This window comes from Pseudonocardia sp., assembly GCF_050246655.1.
In the GTDB taxonomy this organism is placed as follows: Bacteria; Actinomycetota; Actinomycetes; order Mycobacteriales; family Pseudonocardiaceae; genus Pseudonocardia.
The window spans coordinates 92835-113253 of sequence record NZ_JBFWVQ010000008.1 but is presented as its reverse complement, the minus strand read 5'-3'; the positions used below and the strand labels follow the sequence as shown (position 1 = coordinate 113253).

16 protein-coding genes and 1 tRNA gene are annotated in these 20419 nt (G+C 73.9%); 11 read left to right on the top strand and 6 right to left on the bottom strand.

The features are described 5' to 3' along the window. Positions 1-132 precede the first annotated feature (132 nt). Entirely contained in the window at positions 133-1623 is a 1491-nt protein-coding gene (locus AB7J25_RS05080) for a sodium:solute symporter family protein (protein WP_428505527.1), read from the top strand. 121 nt (positions 1624-1744) lie between these two features. Here AB7J25_RS05080 and AB7J25_RS05075 read toward each other — a convergent pair whose 3' ends face one another. Then, on the bottom strand, positions 1745-2014 hold the full coding sequence (locus AB7J25_RS05075; protein WP_428505525.1) for a DUF2277 domain-containing protein: 270 nt from the start codon (positions 2012-2014) through the stop codon (positions 1745-1747). A 193-nt stretch (positions 2015-2207) separates the two neighbouring features. Here AB7J25_RS05075 and AB7J25_RS05070 point away from each other — a divergent pair, with 193 nt between their 5' ends. Next, positions 2208-4604 carry a LamG-like jellyroll fold domain-containing protein gene (locus tag AB7J25_RS05070; RefSeq protein WP_428505523.1) on the top strand — a complete coding sequence of 799 codons (2397 nt, stop codon included), beginning with the start codon at positions 2208-2210 and terminating at the stop codon, positions 4602-4604. 128 nt (positions 4605-4732) lie between these two features. Here the strand turns inward: AB7J25_RS05070 and AB7J25_RS05065 are convergent, their stop codons facing one another. Next, a complete protein-coding gene (locus AB7J25_RS05065) occupies positions 4733-5356 on the bottom strand; it encodes a VOC family protein (protein ID WP_428505521.1) in 624 nt (207 codons plus the stop codon). A gap of 54 nt (positions 5357-5410) precedes the next feature. Continuing rightward, positions 5411-8833, bottom strand: coding sequence for a S41 family peptidase (locus AB7J25_RS05060; RefSeq protein WP_428505519.1), 3423 nt, complete (start codon positions 8831-8833; stop codon positions 5411-5413). A 57-nt stretch (positions 8834-8890) separates the two neighbouring features. On the opposite strand from AB7J25_RS05060, the gene AB7J25_RS05055 reads away from it, so the two are divergent. From AB7J25_RS05055 to AB7J25_RS05040, 4 genes are all read left to right on the top strand, one after another. Beyond that, a complete protein-coding gene (locus AB7J25_RS05055; protein WP_428505517.1) occupies positions 8891-10093 on the top strand; it encodes a PQQ-dependent sugar dehydrogenase in 1203 nt (400 codons plus the stop codon). Positions 10094-10234: 141 nt separating this feature from the next. Further along, complete coding sequence (locus AB7J25_RS05050) at positions 10235-11038, top strand: DUF4394 domain-containing protein (RefSeq protein WP_428505515.1); 804 nt, start codon at positions 10235-10237, stop codon at positions 11036-11038. A 104-nt stretch (positions 11039-11142) separates the two neighbouring features. Beyond that, the gene (locus tag AB7J25_RS05045; RefSeq protein ID WP_428505513.1) at positions 11143-11982 is read left to right on the top strand and encodes a DUF4394 domain-containing protein; all 840 of its coding nucleotides are present in this window, start codon (positions 11143-11145) and stop codon (positions 11980-11982) included. Beyond that, entirely contained in the window at positions 11979-12845 is an 867-nt protein-coding gene (locus tag AB7J25_RS05040) for a DUF4394 domain-containing protein (protein ID WP_428505511.1), read from the top strand. The genes AB7J25_RS05045 and AB7J25_RS05040 overlap by 4 nt, the downstream gene beginning before the upstream one ends. A 4-nt stretch (positions 12846-12849) precedes the next feature. Here AB7J25_RS05040 and AB7J25_RS05035 read toward each other — a convergent pair whose 3' ends face one another. Further along, positions 12850-13518, bottom strand: a complete 669-nt coding sequence (locus AB7J25_RS05035; protein ID WP_428505509.1) for a PIG-L deacetylase family protein — start codon at positions 13516-13518, stop codon at positions 12850-12852. A 118-nt stretch (positions 13519-13636) separates the two neighbouring features. After that, the gene (locus tag AB7J25_RS05030; protein ID WP_428505539.1) at positions 13637-14533 is read right to left on the bottom strand and encodes an acyl-CoA desaturase; all 897 of its coding nucleotides are present in this window, start codon (positions 14531-14533) and stop codon (positions 13637-13639) included. Positions 14534-14778: 245 nt separating this feature from the next. On the opposite strand from AB7J25_RS05030, the gene AB7J25_RS05025 reads away from it, so the two are divergent. Next, positions 14779-14849: transfer RNA gene (locus AB7J25_RS05025), tRNA-Gln, on the top strand. Positions 14850-15251: 402 nt separating this feature from the next. Here AB7J25_RS05025 and AB7J25_RS05020 read toward each other — a convergent pair. Then, the gene (locus AB7J25_RS05020) at positions 15252-15917 is read right to left on the bottom strand and encodes a L,D-transpeptidase (RefSeq protein WP_428505507.1); all 666 of its coding nucleotides are present in this window, start codon (positions 15915-15917) and stop codon (positions 15252-15254) included. 327 nt (positions 15918-16244) lie between these two features. Here AB7J25_RS05020 and glmU point away from each other — a divergent pair, with 327 nt between their 5' ends. From glmU to pth, 4 genes are all read left to right on the top strand, one after another. Then, positions 16245-17780, top strand: coding sequence for a bifunctional UDP-N-acetylglucosamine diphosphorylase/glucosamine-1-phosphate N-acetyltransferase GlmU (glmU, locus tag AB7J25_RS05015; protein WP_428505505.1), 1536 nt, complete (start codon positions 16245-16247; stop codon positions 17778-17780). Beyond that, complete coding sequence (locus tag AB7J25_RS05010; RefSeq protein ID WP_428505503.1) at positions 17777-18757, top strand: ribose-phosphate diphosphokinase; 981 nt, start codon at positions 17777-17779, stop codon at positions 18755-18757. Before glmU ends, AB7J25_RS05010 begins: the two co-directional genes overlap by 4 nt. A 291-nt stretch (positions 18758-19048) precedes the next feature. Then, positions 19049-19693, top strand: coding sequence for a 50S ribosomal protein L25/general stress protein Ctc (locus tag AB7J25_RS05005; RefSeq protein WP_428505501.1), 645 nt, complete (start codon positions 19049-19051; stop codon positions 19691-19693). A 15-nt stretch (positions 19694-19708) separates the two neighbouring features. Next, on the top strand, positions 19709-20290 hold the full coding sequence (gene pth / locus AB7J25_RS05000; RefSeq protein WP_428505499.1) for an aminoacyl-tRNA hydrolase: 582 nt from the start codon (positions 19709-19711) through the stop codon (positions 20288-20290). The last annotated feature ends 129 nt before the right edge of the window (positions 20291-20419 follow it).

The window sequence follows — 20419 nt, the reverse complement described above, 5'->3', positions numbered from 1 at the left end:
CCTCGCCACGCGCGTCATCTGCGACACCCTCGGCTGCCTGGTCCGCTCGGGCCACCTGCCGCGCACGTCCTCCTGAGTTCCCACCCGCCGGCGCAGCGCGGCGTCGGCAGCCACCTCACCCGGAGAGCTGCCATGATCATCATCGGAGTCGCGGTCGGCGTCCTCGCCGTCATCGCGGTCGGGCTGGCCGTCGCCCGCAAGGTGGACGGCGACAGCACCAACTTCCTCGTCGCGGGCCGCTCGCTCGCGGTGCCCCTCGTCGCGGCCGGGCTCATGGGCCAGGCCGTCGACTCCAACGCCACCCTCGGCAACACCGACCTCACGTACTCGCTCGGCTTCTGGGCGGGCGCCTCGCTGCCCCTGGGGCTGGGACTGTGCCTGCTGCTCACCGGCATCTTCTTCGCCAAGCGGATGAACGCGATGAAGCTGCTCAGCCTGCCCGACTTCTACCGCATCAAGTACGGGCGCGGCGTCGAGCTGGCCGCCTCGGTCCTGATGATCTTCAGCTTCTCGCTGCTGCTCGCGGGCAACCTCGTGGCGGGCGGGTTCCTGTTCGAGCGCTTCCTCGGCACCCCGTACTGGCTGGGCGTCGTCCTGATCGTCATCGCGGTGCTGAGCTACACCCTCACCGGCGGCATGTTCAGCGACGCCTACACCGCCTTCATCCAGATGGTGATCACCGTGATCGGCTCGGCGGCGCTGCTGGTCTGGGTGGCCGTCAGGTTCGGGATCACCGTGCCCGAGGGGATGGGCCCGTTCGACCTCGGGCAGCTCGGCGACCCGGCGCAGGGGGCCGTCGTCAACTGGGCGACGCTCGTCGCGCTCGGGATCGGCGACATCGTCGCCATCGACTTCATGCAGCGCATCTTCTCCGCCCGCACGCCCGAGATCGCGCGGCGCGCGTGCTTCATCGGCGCTGCCGGCACCGCGCTCGTCGGCATCCCGTACGCGCTGGTGGCGCTGTCCAGCGTCGCGATCTTCGGCGGCGAGCCCACCGACGGCCCGGTGCTGTTCGCCCTGCTCGACGAGTACGCGCCGCCGCTGCTCACGATCCTCGTGCTCTCCGCGATCGTCGCCGCGTCCTGCTCGACGGCCAACGGCGCGATCCTCGGCACGGCCTCGGTAGCGGTCCGCAACATCGCCGGCGTCGAGCCGCGGCCGCAGGACACGACCGTGGCGGACCCGCTGCTGCGGATCGTCCGGATCACGATGCTGCCGGTCGTCGGGGTGGCGATCTTCTTCGCCTTGGTGGTGCCGCAGACGGGCATCCTGCTCACGCTGGCGTTCGACCTCATGCTCGCCGGGCTGATCGTCCCGTTCGTGCTGGGGCACTACTGGTCGCGGATCACGACCGCCGCCGCCGCGGCGTCGATCGCGGTCGGCGTCACGGTGCGGCTGGTGCTGTTCGCACTGACGCCGACGATGTACGGAGTCGAGAACACCCTGCTCTACGTCCCGAACGACCTCGTGGGGCCCGGGTTCGACGGGTGGCCGACCTTCATCGCCCCGGTGTGCTCGCTCCTTGCGTTCGTGGCGGTGGCGCTGGCCCGGCCCGCTCCGCTGCCGGCCGAGCCCGTCGTCGCCGCGCCTGCGCCCGACGCCGTGCCCGCGACCGAGGCCTGACCGACCCTGGCGGCCCGCTGGGGCGCCGGGACCGCTTCACCGCCCGCCGTGCGCCGTGGGCGGGCCGCCCGCGCCGCTCGGCGCACCGCGCCCGTTGGGCCGCCCGGGTGGTCCGGCCCGCTCAGCGGGCGTAGCGCAGGGCGGCCCGCTCGCGGGCCTTCGCCGCCTCGATCTCGCGGTCCCGCGGGGGCGCGGAGGTGACGAGCTCGTCCAGCAGCGTCCGCGTGGCGGCGGCGACCGCTGCGACCGCCTTCTCGAAGGCGGCCGCGTTGACCTGCGACGGGCGGGCCGCACCGCTGATCTTGCGGACGTACTGCAGGGCCGCACCGTGCACCTCGTCGACCGTGGCGGGGGGCTCGAAGTTGTGGAGGGTGCGGATGTTGCGGCACATGCCACCCACGGTAGCCGCCGACCCGGACCACAGCCGGAACCACCGCGTCGGGGGACCCCCGTCCCTGCGCGGAGTGTGATCAACACCCACTGGCCGTGATACTCGTCCGTCGCCCAGCGGTTAGGCCATTCGAATGAGCGACGCGCAACCGTGTGGACGAGGCTTCGTTGGGGCCTCTGAACGAGCGGGAGCGGTGGCCCGGCGGGCCCCGGAGCTGAGCAGGGGGATCGAGAAGGTGCGGAGTCGCTGGACACGACGGATCGTCGTCAGCGCCCTCGTCGGGGCGATCGCGCCTGCCGGGCTGGCGATCGGAACCGCCTCCCCGGCGGTGGCCGCAGAGGGCACGGGGGACATGCGGAGCTACTTCTCCGCCGACGACACCGTCGACGCCTACGGCAACAGCCGTCTGACCTGGTCGGGCGGCGCGGCCTGGACATCGGGGCAGAGCGGGGCGCCGGGCGACCGCGCCTTCGACCTCGGTGACGGCGGCCACCTCGCCGCCTCCGGTCCCGCGGCGGCGAACTTCGGCACCCGGGACTTCACGGTGCGCTTCTCCGCGCGCTTCGGCGGCGGCGCATCCCGCGAGCAGGTGCTCGCCAAGTCCGCCGAGTGCAGCACCGGCCTGGACGTCACCACCCGCGACGGCCGGGTGCACGCCGTGCTGGGCGATGCCGCGGGCGCGGACGTGGCCGTCACGCACCCCGCCGACGTGCACGACGGCCGCTGGCACGAGATCAGCCTGATCCGCTCCGGCTCGACGCTGTCGGTGCAGGTGGACGGCGTGGCGGCGAGCGACCGCTCGGACGGCCGCGTCGACCTCGACAACTCCGCCCCGCTGCGTCTCGGCGACGGGCCCTGCGCGGGTACCCCGGCCGACGTCGCGCTCGACGACGTCTCGTTCGGGCCCGGCACGACCCCCGTCGGGCGGCCGGTGCTGCCCGGCGTGCCCGTCGACACGGGCGCGCTCCTGCCAGCGCTGCTGCCCGGGCAGGTGCCGACCGGTCCCGAGGGCACCTCGCGGGAGGAGTCAGGCTCCGCGCCGGGCTCGGGCCCGATCGGCGGCTCCCGTGCGGCCGGTTCCGCCGGAGGCGATCCGCGTGGCGCCGGAACCGCCGGCTCGGATGCGGCCGGCTCGGGCGCGGGGTCGGGCGCTCTCCGGGGTGGGCCCGACGGCGCGGCCGGCGCTCTCCCCGCCGGGCCGGGCACCGCGGGCGGGGCGGACGCTCTCCCCGCCGGGCCGGGCACCGCCGACCGGGGCTCGGCCGCCGGTTCCCCTGCGGACGGTTCCCCGGCGGACACCGCTGAAGCCGTCGACGGGCTGCCCGTCGTCCCGGAGGTGCTCGGTGCCCTGGGCAGCCTCGGCGCCACCACGCCCCTCCCCGCGGTCCCCGTGGCTCCCGTCGCGCCGCTGACGGAGGTGCCAGTCGCGCTCCCCGGTCCGCCTGCCCCCGCCGTCGCGGCAGGTGCCGACCCGGCCGCGCCCACCGGCCCGGACGGGGTCGCGCCGGGAGTGCCGCCCATCGCAACGGCGGCAGGCTCCGACGCCCCGGTCCCGGCGGACACCACCCGGGGTCCGGACGAGGCCGCCGTCGTCCCGCTGTCCGGCTCGTGGACCGGCCGGGCGGCCCTGGAGGCCACCGCCGCGGTGCCCGCGCCGGACGAGGTCCGCACCGACCCCGCGTCCGTGCTGCGCAGCGCGATGATGGCGCTCGTCCTGCTCACGCTGCTCGTGCTGCCCGCCCGGCTCGTCAACCGCACCGCGGACGCGCACGCCGAGCGGATCGCGCGGCGCCTGTCCGGGCGGATCCGCCTCACGGGGCCCTCGGGGGCGCTCGTGACGACCGGCGTGACGATCGCCGCGTACGCGGTAGGGGCACCCCTGCTCGGCCTCGACGCCTCCTCGATCGCGCTCGCACTCGGCCTGGCTGCTGCGTTCCTGCTGGTCACGGCCATGGCCGACGTGACGCGCCAGATCCTGCTCGGTCGTTCGGGGCCGCAGCGCGGTCAGCTCGGCCGCGTGCCGGGGTTCCTGCTGCTGGGGCTCGCGACCGTCGTCGCGACGCGCTTCGTCGGACTGCACGCCGGCCTCGTCGCGGGCGCGTTCGCCGCGGTCGCGACGTCGGCGGGGGCGGCGGACTACATCTCCCTGCGCGCGTACGGTGGGTTCCGCGACGGCCGGGCGAAGGCGCTCGCGGCGGCGAGCCTCGCGACCGTCGGGACCGTCGCGTGGATGCTGCGCGACCCGCTGCTCGGGCCCGCCGGCGAGGGTTTCGCCGGACAGTTCCTCGCCTCGGGGCTGACCGCCGTCACCGTCACCGCGGTGGTCCACCTCGCCTTCGCGATGGTCCCGGTGCGGTTCCTCGACGGCGCGGCGGTGCTGGACTGGTCACGCTCCCGCTGGGCGCTCCTCGCGGGGCTCGGCGCCTTCGCGCTGGTGCACGTGGTGCTCCAGCCGGCCACGGGGCCGACGCTGGACCGCGGCGGGTTCCTGACCGGCGTCGTCGGCGTGCACCTGGCCGCCGTCGCGGTGTTCGTCCTGTGGTTCCACCTGCGGCGCCCGAGCCGCGCGCAGGCGAATCCCGTCGGCTGACGGGCCGGCCCGCCGGCCGGCGGATCGCGCAACTCGCACCGGCGGAACGCGCAACTCGCGGCGGCCGGATGCGCAACTCGCAGCGGCGGAACGCGCAACTCGCACTGGCGAGACGCGCAACTCGCGGGTCAGGCGGGGGTCGCGGCGGGCGAGTCGGTGGCGGTGTCCGTGTCGGCGGTGTCGGTGTCCGTGGCGGCGGTGGCGGTGTCCGTGTCGGCGGTGGCGGTGTCCGCGAGAACAGCGGTGTCGGCGGTGATCCGGCCCGCGGTCCGCACGCCGGACCAGCGGCGCAGCTCGCCCGCGAGGTCCAGGCGTTCGACGACCGCGGAGTGCTCGTGCTCGCCCCAGGCCTCGCGCGGCAGCATCCACATGATCTCGAACTCGTTGCCGTCCGGATCGGCTCCGTAGAGGCTCTTCGTGGCTCCGTGGCCGGACGCGCCGGTCAGCGCGCCCGCCTCCGCGAGCGCGACCTGGGCCGTCGCCAGCTCGTCGATGGTGTCGACCTGCCACGCGAGGTGGTAGAGCCCGACGCCGCGATGCTTGCGGGCGGCCGGCCCGAGGCCGAACAGGCCCAGGTCGTGGTGGTTCCCGCCGCGGCGCAGGCGCAGGAAGGCGGCGTTCGCGCGCGGCTCGCGGACGATCACGGTCATGTCGAACACACCGGTGTAGAAGTCGACGGCGCGATCGACATCGGTGACGAACAGGACGGCGTGGTTGAGCCGCACGGCGGCGACGGTGGGCTGGTCGGTCATGACGATCCCTCGATTCGGTGGCCGACCCAGCATACGGCTCAGATAGTTGAGAGTTCAAGTAGATGGCCGCGCCGGCAGCTCCGGCCGCACCCGCGACGGGCGCGTCGCAGGGTCCGGCGGACGCACCGCGGGACGCTGCTCCAGCAGCTCGAGCGCCAGGTCGACGGCCCGCTCCAGCTGCGGATCGCGGCCCGACACCCAGTCCTGCGGCGTCATCACCACCTCGACGTCCGGCTCGGCGCCCCGGTTCTCCACGTCCCACCGGAGGTCGTCGAACCAGAAGGAGTACCGCGGCTGCGTGACCCGCGTGCCGTCCACCAGCCGGTACCGGCTGTCGATGCCGATCACCCCGCCCCAGGTGCGCACTCCCACCACCGGGCCGATCCCCATCCGCTTGAACGCCGCGGTGACGATGTCGCCGTCGGACGCGGCGAGCTCGTCGGTGACGGCGACGACCGGCCCGCGCGGGGCGTCGGCCGGGTAGGCCTGCGGCAGGCGGTGGCGCACCCAGTCCCAGCCGATGACGCGGCGGGCCAGCTTCTCCAGCACGATCGGCGAGATGTAGCCGCCCCGGTTGGCACGCACGTCCACCACGAGGCCGTCGCGGGCCGTCTCGCGGCTGAGGTCGCGGTGCAGCTGGGCCCAGCCGTCGGCGTCCATGTCGGGGACGTGCAGGTAGCCCAACCTGCCTTCCGAGCGCTCCGCCACCAGCGCACGCCGCCCGGCCACCCAGTCCTGGTAGCGCAGCTCCCCCTCGCCTGCCAGCGGCGTGACCGCGACCCGGCGCACCTCACCCGAGGCGGCACGCACGGTGAGCTCGACCGTCCGGTTCGCGGTGCCGGCGAGCAGCGGCGCGGGCCCCAGCGCAGGATCCACCGGACGGCCACCGACCTCGAGGATCACGTCACCCGCCCGCACATCCACCCCGGGCTCGGACAGCGGGCTGCGCGCCGCGGGCGCCGAGGTCTCGGGAGGGAGCACGCGCGCGACGCGCCAGCCGTCCCCGGCGGGTTCGAGATCGGCGCCGAGCAGGCCGGGCCGCCCGCTCGAGTCCCCGCGCGTGTCCCCGCCCGCGACGTAGGCGTGCGAGGCGCCCAGCTCGCCCTGCACCTCCCAGAGCAGGTCGACGAGGTCGTCGACGCTGCCCACGGCGTCCACGAGCGGCCGGTAGCGGGCGAGCTCGGCCGCCCAGTCCACGCCCGCCATGTCCTCGACCCAGAAGTGGTCGCGCATCAGGCGCCCGGCCTCGTCGAACATCTGGTGCCACTCCGCGCCGGGGTCGACGGTGACCCCGATCCGCGACGTGTCGATCTCGAACTCGTCGCCGGGTCCGTCCGCGCTGTCGGTGGGCGCGCTCGACCCCGAGCGGTCCGTGCGCAGCACCCGCAGGGCGCGCCCGTCGCGCACGACCAGCCGGGTGCCGTCACCCGACACGTCATAGGCGTCCGCGGAGTCGGCGACGACGTCGAGCTTGCGGCGGACCAGGTCGTAGCGCAGCAGCACCGGCCGCTCGGGGCGCTCACCCTCGACGCGGCCGTCGCCGAGCATCCCCGCGACGGGGCTGGAGAACCACAGCAGGCAGTCCTTCGCCGACGCCATCCCGGAGTAGCGGCCCTCGGCGACCGGGATCGGCACGATCCGCGCCGCGAGCCCCTCGGCGTCGACGACGACCTCGGGCTCGTCCCCGGACTTCGCACCGGACTCGTCCCCGGACCGCTCCCCCGCCGGCTCCTCGGGCTCGGCCCCTTCCCCGTCCGCGGGCCTGCCGTCGGGCTCGACGGACGGCGCGGGCGGGTCCTGCGGGGTCTCGTCGGACGCGGAGGTCGGCCGCCCGTCCGGGCCCGCCCCGAACGGTGAGGGCGTGCGGGCCGCGAGCGGCACGAGGAACGGGCGCCACGACGCCGGGAACGTGAGGTCCTGGGAGTGCTCGTCGTGGATCGGGTCGAAGCTGCGCCGCGAGAGGAACGCGAGGTAGCGCCCGTCGCGGGAGAACACCGGGGAGCGGTCCACGAACCGTGGCTCGGTGACGGCGACGCGCTCGTCAGCGGCCCCGTCAGCCCCGTCGGCCCCTTCGGCCCCTTCGGCCCCGTCGGCCCCGTCAGCCCCGGGGCGCACGATCATGATCCGCGAGATCCCCGGCTCGACCGGGTCGCAGTAGGCGAGCCAGGCCCCGTCCGGCGACCAGTCGAGCCCGGAGATCTCCCCGTCCGCGCCGCGCGCCAGCTCGCGCAGCGTCCCGGCCGCCACGTCCAGCAGCAGCAGGCGCCCGTCGTGCACGGTGAGCGCGACCCGCGACGCGTCCGGGGCGACGGCGAGCTCCTGCACCCGTCCGATCTGCCCCGCGCCGATGCGCCGCCGGGCCGGGGCGCCTTCGGCACGGTCGTCGAGGGGGGCGATGCAGATCGCGTCCTCGCCGTCGAGGTCGTCGATCCAGATCGCGCGGTCCTCGCCGAGCGGCACGGCGAGCCGCGCGCGTGCGCCGGGCTCGGCGAAGAGCGTGCGGGCCGGCCCGTCGCGGTGGGTGAGGCGATGGACGGTGCCGCGGACCAGGGCGAGGCTCGCCCGGCCGGTGCGGTCCGGCACGGCGGAGCGCAGCCACGCCGCGGCGGACACGCGGTGCGGGTCGCGACGGGTGCGGGGTCCGGACAGCCGCACGTCGAGCCGGCGGGGCCGGGCGTCGGCGTCCAGCGCGTGGACGATCCACAGCTCACCCGCGGACTCGTAGACGACCCGCTCGCCGTCGGTCGTGGCGTGGCGCACGTAGAAGGCGGGGTTGCCGGGCGCGCCGTGGTCACTGTGACGGCGCAGGTCCGTGCCGTCGGGGGCGAGCGAGTAGAGGTTGCCCCAGCCCTCGTGGTCGGAGACGAACGCGATCCGCAGCGCCCCACCCACCCCCACGAGCATCGGCGAGTCGATCTGCCCGTCGAGATCGGCGGCGAAGCGGACGAACTCCCCCGACCCCGTGGCGTCCCACCAGAGCTTGCCGGCCAGGCCGCCGCGGTAGCGCTTCCAGCGGGCCATGTCGTGCGAGCCCGCGCTGGCCGTGAGAACCTCCGCGCCGGGGCCGAGCGCGACGGCCGACACCGGCCCGTACGGCAGCCGCCGCGGTACACCACCACCCGCCGGCAGGGCGTGGGCCCACGTGCGGCGCGTCGGCTCGCCCGTGCTGCTCACGGCCAGCACCGCACCGTCCGCCGTCCAGCCCGCGCACCGGGTGTTCAGCGTGTTCCACCAGGTCAGTCGGGTCGCACTGCCCCCGTCCAGCGGCGCGACGTGCACCTCGGGGACTCCGGTGCGCCACGACGTCCAGGCCACGCGCGCGCCGTCGGGTGCGAGCCTGGGGGTCGCGGCGGGCACGTCGTCGGCGGTGAGCCGGTAGGCCCGGCCGCCGCAGACCGGTGCGGTCCAGACGTCGTTCTCGGCGACGAAGACCAGGTCCTCGCCGCGCAGGTGCGGGTATCGGAGGTACGCGGGCACAGGGGCAGACGGTATCGGCACACGGCGCGTTGACCTCGTCGGCGGAAGGATGGCCGCATGCCGCTCGCGCGCTGCATCGCCGCCGCCACCGCCTCCGCACTCGTCGCCCTCGCCGGATGCGCGGCTCCCGAGCCCGCCACCGGCACCGGATCGGGCCCGGCGGCCACGCCAGTGCCGCGAACGGACACCCCGGGGCTGCGGGTCACGCCGGTCGCCGCCGGGTTCGAGAACCCGTGGGACATCGGGTTCCTCCCGGACGGGCGAGTGCTCATGACCGAGCGGCCCGGGCGGATCTCACTGCTGTCCTCGACCCGGCCGGGCGCGACGGTCACGCCCGTGCAGGCCGATCTCGACGACGTCTACGCGCGCGGCGAGGGCGGCCTCATGGGCCTCGCCGTGCATCCCGACTTCGCCACGAGTGGGCGCTTCACCACCTGCCAGACCCACGCGGAGGCGGGCCGCCCCACGGACGTGCGGCTCGTCACCTGGCAGCTGGACGGCACCACGGCCCGGCGGGTGGCGGACCCGCTGGTGGGGGGCCTGCCGATCGCGGCGTCGGGCCGCCACTCCGGCTGCCGCCCCACGATCGACGCGGACGGGCTGCTCGTGGTGGGCACCGGCGACAGCGCGCGCGGCGCGCTGTCGCAGGACCTGACCTCGCTCGGCGGCAAGACGCTGCGCCTGACCCTCGACGGCGATCCCGCGCCCGGCAACCCGTTCGCGGACGCCGCGAACCCGGCGCAGCGGCTCGTCTACACCTACGGGCACCGCAACGTGCAGGGCGTGGCCCTGCGGCCGGGAACGGGCGAGGTCTACACGGCCGAGCACGGGCCGTCGACCGACGACGAGGTGAACCGGCTGCGCCCCGGCGGCAACTACGGCTGGGACCCGTCACAGGGCGGCACGGTCGGCGGCTACGACGAGTCCGTCCCGATGACGGACCGGGAGCGCTTCCCCGACGCCGTCCCCGCGGTGTGGAGCTCGGGACGCCCGGTGGAGGCCGTGGCGGGCGCGGCGTTCCTGTCCGGGCCGCAGTGGGGCACGCTCGACGGCGTGCTGGCGGTGGCGGCGCTGCGCGGCGAGAAGCTGCTGCTGATGACCCTCGGCCCGGACGGCGCAGTGGCGTCGGTGGGCGTGCCGGCGGAGCTCGACGCGACGTACGGGCGGCTGCGGGCGGTGCGTTCGGCGCCCGACGGCTCCCTGCTCGTGACGACGTCGAACAGCTCGGACGATCAGGTGCTGCGCATCGACCCCGAATGACCCGACGCCGGTGACGCTGCGTCACCGGCGCGTCCGTTCGGTTCGTGATCCAGTGGATCACGCAACCCTTGCCGCGGTCGCTCGTCTTCCCTGTCGGAAGGCCCCTGACCTGGGGTAATACGGCAGTAAAGGGACACTGAAATGAAGGTCATCCGTTGGGGTGCCGGGCTCGCGATGGCGCTCTGCACCGCGGCTGCGGCCGCGGTCGTCGCGGCGCCGTCGGCTCTCGCCGCGAGTGGCGTCGAGGCCGTCGGGCTCGCGGAACGAGGCGCCCAGCTCGCCTCCTTCAACACCGCCGATCCCACCAAGGTCAAGCTGATCGGTTCGGTGGCGGGCCTCGACGGCGACCGGCTCATCGGCATCGACTTCCGGCCCAAGGACCACCGCCTCTACGGCGTGAGCACCCGCGGGCGCATCTACACGCTCGACCCGAAGACGGCCAAGGCCACCGAGGTCGGCAGGCTCACGACGGCCATCCAGGGCTCGTACTGGGACATCGACTTCAGCGCCGCGGGCGACTTCCTGCGGATCGTCACCGACAAGGGCCAGAACCTCCGCCAGCCGTTCGGGGCCAACGGCCCGTCCGGCAACACGGTCAAAGAGGGCAACCTCGGCCGCACCCCGATCGCGGCGCTCGCCTACACCGGGTCCGGGCAAGCCCTGGCCATCGACACCGGCCGCAGCCAGGTCGTGTCGATCGACGGCGCCAGCGGCAAGGTGACGCCGGTCGGGCCGGCGGGGGCGTTCGGGACGATCTCGACCTCCAGCAACGGCCTGGACGTCCAGGGCTCGTCGGTGTTCGCCACCGTGAACCTGAACCACTACCACACGCTGTTCCGGGTCGACCCCGCGCGCGGGACGGTCACCAAGGTCGGCACCTTCAACCCCACCGGCGACGGGGCGGAGTCCTTCCGCCACGTCATCGACCTGACGATCCGCCGCTGACCCTCTGCCCGATCGGGTGACGGGGCGCCTCGTACCCCGGTCACCCGCCGTCCGTTTCCCCTTGTGGGCGGGCCTCGAGTCCCCGCCCGCAAGGGGAGACACGCATGAGGCTCCGCACGTCCGTCGGCCGGTCCGTGGGCACGGCCGTCGCCGCAGCGGCGGTCGTCGTGGCCACGGCACCCGCTGCGCTCGCCTCGGCTCCCGGGCTCGCCGCGGTCGCCCTCTCCGAACGCGGCCACAGCCTCGTCGCCCTCACGACGGACGAGCCCGGCGACACCGCGCCGATCGGCCTGATCAAGGGCTACGGCCTCGGCGACACGCTGCTGGTCGGTATCGACCACCACCCGCGCACGGGGGCACTCGTCGGCGTCGGCGACGGTGGCGGCATCTACCGCGTGGACGCGGGCACCGCCGCGCTCACGAGGATCGGCTGCCTCACCGTCCCCCTCGACGGCCGGTTCTTCGGCGTCGACGTCGACCCCGCCGCCAACGCGCTGCGCATCGTCAGCGACACCGGGCAGAACCTGCGTCACCCGTTCACCGGCACCTCCGACGTCCCCGCACTCACCACGGTCGAGGACGCGCCGCTGGATCGCGAGGGGATCTCAGGGGTGGCGTACACGGGCTCCGCGCACGTGTTCGGCGTGGACACCATCGCGGACCGGCTGGTGGCGGTCGGCCCGTCGGGCGACGTCACCGGCCTCGGCGAGCCCGGTGAGCTGGGCGACCTCGTGGGCAGCGCCGGCCTCGACATCCACACCGCCACCACCCCGGACGGGACACGCGACAGCGCGTTCGCCGTCGTCCGGCGCCCGGGGATGCCGCTGCTGCTCGCGGTCGACCTCGCCGACGGCACCGCGAGCCGGATCGGCCGCTTCGACATCGACGTCGTCGACCTCGCGGTCGTCCCGGCCGCCGAACCCGCCGAGGAGGGCACCCCGTGATCCGGACGCTCCGGCTCGCCGCCGTCGTCACCACCCTCGCCGCGGCCGCCGTGGCGGTGGCGCCCGCCGCGTCCGCGCACGACCCGGACGGCCTGCGGGCCGTCGGCCTCGCGGGCGGAGGCACCGAGCTCGTCGCGTTCCGCACGGACGGGCCGGAGCGCGCCCGCGTCCTCGGTCCGTTCGCGGGCCTCGACGGCGACGAGTTCCTCATCGGGATCGACTTCCGCCCCGCCACCGGCGATCTCTACGGCGTGGGCGACGCGGGCGGGATCTACCTCGTCGACGACCGCACGGCGGACGCGACGAAGGTCGGGGAGCTCTCCGTCGCGCTGGACGGGAGCTCCTTCGGTCTCGACGTCGACCCCGTGGCCGACGGGCTGCGCATCGTGAGCGACAGCGGGCAGAACCTCGCCCAGGCGTTCGGCGACGGCGCCGCACCGGAAGGTCCGACGGTCGCGGACTCGCCGCTGCACCGCGCGGGCACGTTCGCCCTCACCTCCGCCCCCGCCACCGGCGTCGTCGGGCTGGCCTACATCAACAACGACACCGACCCCGCGACGGGGACGACCCCCGGCGTCATCGACACCCGCGACGACCGCCTCGCCGTCCTGCACCCGCAGGAGAAGGGCACGATCCGCGGCATCGGGGGCCCTGGCACGCTGACCGCCCTCACCGGCGACGGCGGCCTGGACGTCTACTCCCGGGGCGATCTCGACGACGACCGCGACGACGACGCGTACGCGGCGGTCGCGATGGGTGGCGAGTACCGGCTGCTGGCGGTGGCGTTGCGCGACAGCACGTTCGTCGACCGCGGGGCGTTCCCGACCGACGTGCTGGACCTGGCGATCGACCCTCGCCAGTAGCCGCTCAGTCCGGGTCGAGCCCCGGCAGCGGCGCCACCCCGAGCACGAACGTCCCCACGTGGAAGGCCTCGGCGTAGCGGGCGTGGCACTGCAGGCCGCGCAGCCGCGCGAGCCCGCCGAACACCTCGCCGTCGAACCAGCTGCGGTCGCGCTGCGAGCCGTAGTGCTCGTGCAGCTTCGCGATCTTCTCCCGCAGCACCGGCTCCGACATGGGCAGGTGCAGTGCGGGCCTGCCCAGGTCGCCGTCGCCGGTGACGATCTCATAGCCGAGCAGCAGGTGGTCGCGGAACACCGTCGGGACGAGCGCGGCGAGCGCCTGGTGATCCTGCAGACCGCCACGCGTAGACGGCAGCAGGACGAGATCGGGGTCGCCCCGGGTGCGCAGCTCCTCCAGCGCCACCTTCGCCCGTTCCCAGCGGGACGGCAGGCGACCGTCGGGCAGGTCCAGGACCGAGACCTCCAGGCGCGCGCCCGGGCAGAACGCGGTGAGCGCGGAGCGCTCCTCCTCCTCGCGCAGCGAGCCGCCACCGGTGACGACGAGCGCCTGCACGGCGACCGCGGGGTGGGCGCGGCAGAGCTCGAGAAGGGCGCCGCCAGCGCCCGCGGCGATGTCCACGGTGTGCGCACCGACCAGCAGCAGCCGGTCCAGGCGCTCGGGTAGCAGGCTCAGCACCGGCGCCCCGGCCCGAGCGACATCACAGCGAGCACGACGGACAGTGTGCACGATCGGGCGAGGCGGCGGGGCGATAAGCCCGAAGGAGTGAACAAGCCTAGCGGCAGATAACCGAGCGTCAGACGTCTACTGCCAGCTTCGCGAGCCGCTGGGGCGTGGGCCAGCGCACGTCGTAGGCCCAACCCAGCCGCTCGAAGATCCAGATGACCCGCGCGGACACGTCGATCTGCCCCGGCAGCACGCCGTGGCGCGCGCAGGTCGGATCGGCGTGGTGCAGGTTGTGCCAGGACTCCCCCATCGACACCAGCGCGAGGGGCCAGAAGTTGCGCGAGCGGTCCCGCGAGCGGAACGGCCGCGCCCCCACCATGTGACAGATGGAGTTGATCGACCAGGTCACGTGGTTCGAGACCGCGAGCCGCACGAGGCCGCCCCAGAAGAACCCGCTGACCGCTCCCCACCAGGACATCGTCACGAGACCGCCGATGATCGCCGGCAGCAGCAGGCTCACCGTCACCCACAGCCCGAACGTGCGCGCCACGCCCCGCACGGCACGGTCGGCCAGCAGGTCCGGGATGAACCGGCGGTGGTTGGTCTCGGCACGGTCGAAGAACCAGCCCATGTGCGCGTGCAGGAATCCCTTCGCCACCGCCAGCGGCGACGTCCCGAACAACCACGGCGAGTGCGGGTCGCCCTCCCGGTCGGAGAACGCGTGATGGCGGCGATGGTCGGCCACCCAGTTCAGGACGTTGCCCTGCACCGCGAGCGACCCCGTGATCGCCATCGCCACCCGCAGCCACTGCTTGGCCTTGAACGACTTGTGGGTGAAGTAACGGTGGAAGCCGACGGTGATCCCCAGGACGCCGACCGTGTGGAAGACCGCGAGCAGCGCGAGGTCGTGCCAGTTCACGCCCCAGCCCCACACCAGCGGAACCGTCGCGACCAGCGCGATCATCGGCACCGCGACGAAGACGTAGATCAGGAAGTGCTGCACCGACGTGCGCCGGCCGTCCGTGATCGGGAGCGGGGCGCTGCGCGCCGGCGCCCGGATCGGCACGGGAAGGATGGGATCCGGCGCGGCGTGAGCACCTGCGGACACGAGTCTCCTCGGGGTCGGGTGACGGCCTCGATGCGGGGCGTGACCGCTTCGGGTGCCGAGAGTAGCCGACCCATTGCCGACCGAACACCACGACTGCCGCAACCCTGGACGAACGCCGCGCTGCGCGGAGCCGCACATGAGGGGCGTGCCAGGATGGGGGCCTGTCCGCCGTGGTGTAACGGCAGCACCTCGGATTTTGGTTCCGATGGTCCAGGTTCGAATCCTGGCGGCGGAGCAGCAGGTCAGGGCATGTGGCGCAGTCCTCGGACCACGATCGATGATGCAACGGTGACGCAGTGATCGTGAGACGGGGCGGCTGCGGGCACCCGCTCACCGGGCCCGGACACGCCTGAGGGGTGGCCCCGGGAACGGGCACCACCCCTCTGACGATCGTCGCTTTGCGCGACCCTTCAGCGACCCGGCGGCGGTGGCGGTGGCGGCGGCTCAGGCCGCCCATTGCCCGTGCACCTCATTGTGAACCCCCGTTCCGTGGTGCCGACCTACATACCTCGTGCGACCGTTCAACCCGGCCCACACGCAGGAGTATCCCAGGTACGGCAATGCTGCGTTGATCGGTCGAACGGCCGCGACGAGCGGGACCTCCGACCGGTGAGCGGCGGACGGTGACGGTACCGGATCAGCGGACCTGGACGTCGTCGCCGGTGTTCAGGGCGTTGAAGAAGGCCTCCGCGTCCTGGGCACCCAGCCGGATGCAGCCGTGCGAGTTGGACCTCAGGTCGCCCTGGTGGAAGGCGACGCCGGTGTCGGTGAAGAACACCGCCCACGGCATCGGGGCGTTGTCGAACTCGGCGCTGCGGTGGTCCTTGTTCTTCCACTGGACCTTGAAGTCGCCGCGCGGCGTCTCGTAACCCGGACCACCGGAGGCCAGCGGCACCGGCCCGCGCGTCACCTTGCCGTCCCTGATCAGCCAGGCCTTCTTGGCGTTGAGGTCGGCACAGGCCTCGGCCGCCTTCGTGCACGGGGTGCCGGCGACGAGGTTCGGGTCCCGGGGCGGAGCGGACTTGCCCTTCTCGCCACCCTTGTCGCCGTCCTTCTTGTCGCCGTCCTTCTTGTCGCCGTTCTTGTCCCCGCCCTTCTTGTCGCCACCCTTCTTCGCCCCGTCGTCCTTCTTCGGCCCGCCGTCGCGGGCGCAGACGCCGTCGGCGGGGTTGGTGTCGCGGCGGCCGTCCGCGCAGACCGTGCCGCCGTCCTTGCCGCCGCCCTTGCCGTCACCACCGCCCGCGGCCTGCGCCACCCCGACCGAGCCGAGGACGCCGAGAAGGATCAGGACGGCGACGATCACGGCACGCGTCCGGGGACGGGCGGGCCTGCTCTGGTGGCGCATCGAAACCCTTCGACGGGTCGGTTCGTGGGAGACGCTCGGGCCAACGACACGCGACTACTAATGGTTACTGCCCCGAACCGGTGGAGACCCTCGCGTCACCCGATCACGGACCGCACCCGGAAATCATCACAACGGGGTGGAACCGGGGCCGCTCGGCAGACGTACAGCGAGGACGTACGATCGCCGTCGTCCCCCCGACGCGCGATCGTCGGTCCGCCCGCGCGGGCCCGGCACGCGTCGAGCCGCACGGGCGCCGTGGCGCCGCGAACCAGGGAGCGAGAGTCCATGCCCGACCGCCTCGGGCGGGAACCCGTCCCGGCAACGGCCGACAACCTGGCGGCGGCCGTCGTCCTCGCCGCAGGCGAGGGCACCCGGATGCGCTCGGCGACACCGAAGGTGCTGCACACCATCGCCGGCCGCACCCTCCTCGGCCACGCGGTCCACGCGGCCGCCGCCACCGGCCCGGAGCAGCTCGTCGCGGTGATCGGGCACGGGCGCGAGCTGGTCGCCGCCGAGGTGGCCGCGCTCGCCGACCGGCTGGAGCGCCCCGTGCTCGCCGCCGTCCAGGACAAGCAGCTCGGCACCGGCCACGCCGTGCGCTGCGGCCTGGACGCCCTGCCCGCCACCCCCGACGGCCCCGTCCTGGTGAGCTACGGCGACGTGCCGCTGCTGGAACCGGACACCCTGCGCACGCTGCTCGCCGCGCAGCACGCCGCGGGCGCCGACGTCGCCGTCCTCACCTTCACCGCCGAGGACCCCACCGGCTACGGGCGGATCCTGCGCAGCGCGGACGGCTCTCCGGGCGGGACGGTCACCGGGATCGTCGAGCAGGCGGACGCCACGCCGGAGCAGCAAGCCGTGTGCGAGGTCAACTCCGGGGTGTACGTCTTCGACGGCGCCTACCTCACCGCCGCGCTGGACCGTCTCGACACCGCGAACAGCCAGGGCGAGTTCTACCTCACCGACCTGGTGGCGATGGCCGGCTGCGCGATCGCCGTGCACTGCGCCGACGCGTGGCAGGCGCAGGGGGTCAACGACCGGGTGCAGCTCGCCGAGGTCCGGGCCGAGCTCAACCGGCGGATCGTGCGGCGCTGGATGCTCGCCGGGGTGACGGTCGTCGACCCCGCCACCACCTGGCTGGACGTGGACGTCGTGATCGAACCGGACGTCGTCCTGCACCCGGGGGTCCAGCTGCACGGCAACACCTCCGTCGCCACCGGTGCCGCCGTCGGCCCGGACACCACGCTCACCGGCGTCACCATCGGGACGGGCGCCACGGTCGTGCGCACCCACGGCAGCGACGCGGAGATCGGCCCGGGCGCCACCGTCGGGCCGTACGCCTACCTGCGGCCCGGCGCGCGCCTGGGCGAGCGCGGCAAGATCGGCACGTTCGTCGAGGTGAAGAACTCCGAGATCGGGCCCGGCAGCAAGGTCCCCCACCTCACCTACGTCGGGGACGCCACCATCGGTGAGCAGTCCAACATCGGCGCGTCGTCGGTCTTCGTCAACTACGACGGCGTCCGCAAGCACCGCACCGAGATCGGCTCCCACGTCCGTTCCGGGTCGGACACGATGTTCGTCGCACCCGTGCGGGTGGGCGACGGCGCCTACGTCGGCGCGGGCACCGTCCTGCGCGAGGACGTGCCGCCCGGGGCGCTCGCGGTGTCCGCAGGGCCGCAGCGCACCATCGAGGGCTGGGTGGAGCGCAGGCGTCCGGGCACGGCCGCCGCCGAGGCGTCGCGCGCCGCCCGAGAACGCCGGGACACCGGGACGGACGAGGCGAAGTCAGATTCAGACCGTACGGACGGAGCACCACCGTGAGTGCCATGTCGGCCACGCCCAAGAAGAACCTCATGCTCTTCTCCGGCCGGGCCCACCCCGAGCTCGCCGAGGAGGTCGCGAAGCACCTCGACGTCACGATCACCCCGCAGTCCACCTACTCCTTCGCCAACGGCGAGATCTTCGTCCGGTTCGAGGAGTCGGTCCGCGGCTGCGACGCTTTCGTCATCCAGGCGCACTCGGCCCCGATCAACGACGCCATCATGGAGCATCTGATCATGGTGGACGCGCTCAAACGGGCGTCGGCGAAGCGGATCACCGTGGTGATGCCGTTCTGGGGCTACTCACGCCAGGACAAGAAGCACCGCGGCCGCGAGCCCATCTCCGCCCGCCTCGTCGCGGACCTGTTCAAGACCGCGGGCGCGGACCGCATCATGACCGTGGACCTGCACACGTCCCAGATCCAGGGCTTCTTCGACGGGCCGGTGGACCACCTGTTCGCCCTGCCCGTCCTCGCCGAGCACATCCGCGAGACCTACGCGGACCACGAGCTGTGCGTCGTCTCCCCGGACTCGGGGCGGGTGCGCCTGGCCGAGCGCTGGGCCGACACCCTCGGCGGCACGCCGCTGGCGTTCATCCACAAGACGCGCGATCCGCGCCGTCCCAACGAGGCGGTCGCGAACCGCGTCGTGGGCGAGGTGGAGGGCAGGCTCTGCGTCGTCATCGACGACATGATCGACACCGGCGGAACGGTCGCCAAGGCCGTCGAGGTGCTGCTGCGCGCGGGGGCGTCGGACGTGATCGTCGCGGCCACCCACGGCGTGCTCTCCGGTCCGGCGTCGCAGCGCCTCTCCGAGTGCGGCGCCCGCGAGGTGATCTTCACCGACACGTTGCCGATCCCCGACGAGAAGCGCTTCCCGACCATGCGGGTGCTGCCCATCGCCGCGCTGCTCGCCCGGGCCATCCACGAGGTGTTCGACGACGGCTCCGTCACGTCGCTGTTCGACGGCAACGCCTGACCGCGAGTTCCGCATCTCGCGCCCGCGAGTTGCGCATTTCATCAGCCGGAGTTGCGCATCCCGCCGCCGCGAGTTCCGCATCCCGCCGCCGCGAGTTCCGCATCCGGCCGCCGCGAGTTCCGCATCCCGTCGGACGGGCGGCCCCGCCCGGCGCGACGCTCGGCCACTCACGTAAAGTCGTCGCCAGTTCCGCGGCGAGGGCGGGCCCATCCAGGTGAGGTCCGCCGTCATCGACGTGGCCGCCCGGCCCCTCGTCGCGTCCTGCCCAGACTCGATCGAGGAGTGACGCACGTGGCCGAGGTCCGCATCGACGCAGAGACCCGTACGGAGTTCGGCAAGGGCGCCGCCCGCCGCACCCGCCGCGCGGGCAAGATCCCCGCCGTGCTGTACGGCCACGGCACCGATCCCCAGCACCTGGCGTTGCCGTCGCTGGAGTTCGCCCGCGTGGTCCGAGAGCAGGGCCGCAACGCCGTGCTCACCCTGAACATCGGGGGCAAGGCACAGCTCGCGCTGACCAAGACGGTCGTCAGCCACCCGATCCGGCCCTACATCGAGCACGTGGACCTGCTGGTCATCCGGCGTGGCGAGAAGGTCACGGTCGAGGTCTCCGTCGTCGTCACCGGCGAGGCGGTCCCCGGCACCTTCATCACCCAGGAGGCCAACACCATCGAGGTCGAGGCGGATGTGCTGAGCATCCCCGAGCACATCGTGGTCTCGGTCGAGGGCGCCGAGGTCGGCACCCAGTTCCTCGCCGGTGGGGTGGACCTGCCCGAGGGCGTCACGCTCCGCTCGGACGCCGAGGCGCTCGTCGTCAACGTGGTCGCGGCGCCGACCGCCGAGGACCTCGAGGGCGAGATCGACACCGAAGGTGCCGGCGTGGTCGAGGACGCCCCCACCAGCCCGGAGAAGGTCGGCGCCGAGGACTCCGCGGACTGACGGGAGGACCGACGGATGCCGGGCCCCGCCCTGGTGGTCGGGCTCGGCAACCCGGGCCCGGACTACGCCGCCACCCGCCACAACATCGGCTTCCGCGTCGTCGAGCTGCTCGCGGCGCGGGCCGGTGCGGGCCGCTTCGCCAAGCACAGGACGAACGCGGACGTCGTCGAAGGCCGGCTCGCCGGCAGGCGGGTCGTCCTGGCGAAGCCGCGGACGTACATGAACCTCTCCGGCGGGCCCGTCGCCGGGTTGCTGCGCTACTACTCCGTGCCGGTGGAGGAGCTCGTCGTGCTGCACGACGAGCTCGACCTCGGGTTCGGCATCGTCCGCCTCAAGCGCGGCGGCGGCGAGGGCGGGCACAACGGGCTACGGTCGATCAGCCGCTCGATCGGCACCCGGGACTACCTGCGCGTCCGCTTCGGCATCGGCCGTCCCCCCGGCCGGCAGGACCCGGCGGACTACGTGCTCCGGCGCTTCTCCGCCGTCGAGGCGAAGGAACTCGACCTCGGCATCGATCTGGCCGCGGACGCGACCGAGGCGCTGCTGGCCGACGGGCTCGAGGCGGCACAGAACCGGTTCCATGCCCTCTCGGGCTGACCGATCGGGCAACTCACCCTGACCGAACCCGCACCTCGCCCTGACCGAACCCGCAACTCGCGCCGGCCGAACCCGCAACTCGCCGGGGGCCCGCGAGTTGCGCATCCCGTAGCCGCGAGTTGCGCATCT

Bases quoted from the DNA above. Each gene is read 5' to 3' on its own strand.
- AB7J25_RS05080 (WP_428505527.1), top strand. From the start codon at position 133: ATGATCATCATCGGAGTCGCGGTCGGCGTCCTCGCCGTCATCGCGGTC.
- AB7J25_RS05075 (WP_428505525.1), bottom strand. From the start codon at position 2,014: ATGTGCCGCAACATCCGCACCCTCCACAACTTCGAGCCCCCCGCCACG.
- AB7J25_RS05065 (WP_428505521.1), bottom strand. From the start codon at position 5,356: ATGACCGACCAGCCCACCGTCGCCGCCGTGCGGCTCAACCACGCCGTC.
- AB7J25_RS05055 (WP_428505517.1), top strand. From the start codon at position 8,891: ATGCCGCTCGCGCGCTGCATCGCCGCCGCCACCGCCTCCGCACTCGTC.
- AB7J25_RS05050 (WP_428505515.1), top strand. From the start codon at position 10,235: ATGAAGGTCATCCGTTGGGGTGCCGGGCTCGCGATGGCGCTCTGCACC.
- AB7J25_RS05045 (WP_428505513.1), top strand. From the start codon at position 11,143: ATGAGGCTCCGCACGTCCGTCGGCCGGTCCGTGGGCACGGCCGTCGCC.
- glmU (WP_428505505.1), top strand. From the start codon at position 16,245: ATGCCCGACCGCCTCGGGCGGGAACCCGTCCCGGCAACGGCCGACAAC.
- pth (WP_428505499.1), top strand. From the start codon at position 19,709: ATGCCGGGCCCCGCCCTGGTGGTCGGGCTCGGCAACCCGGGCCCGGAC.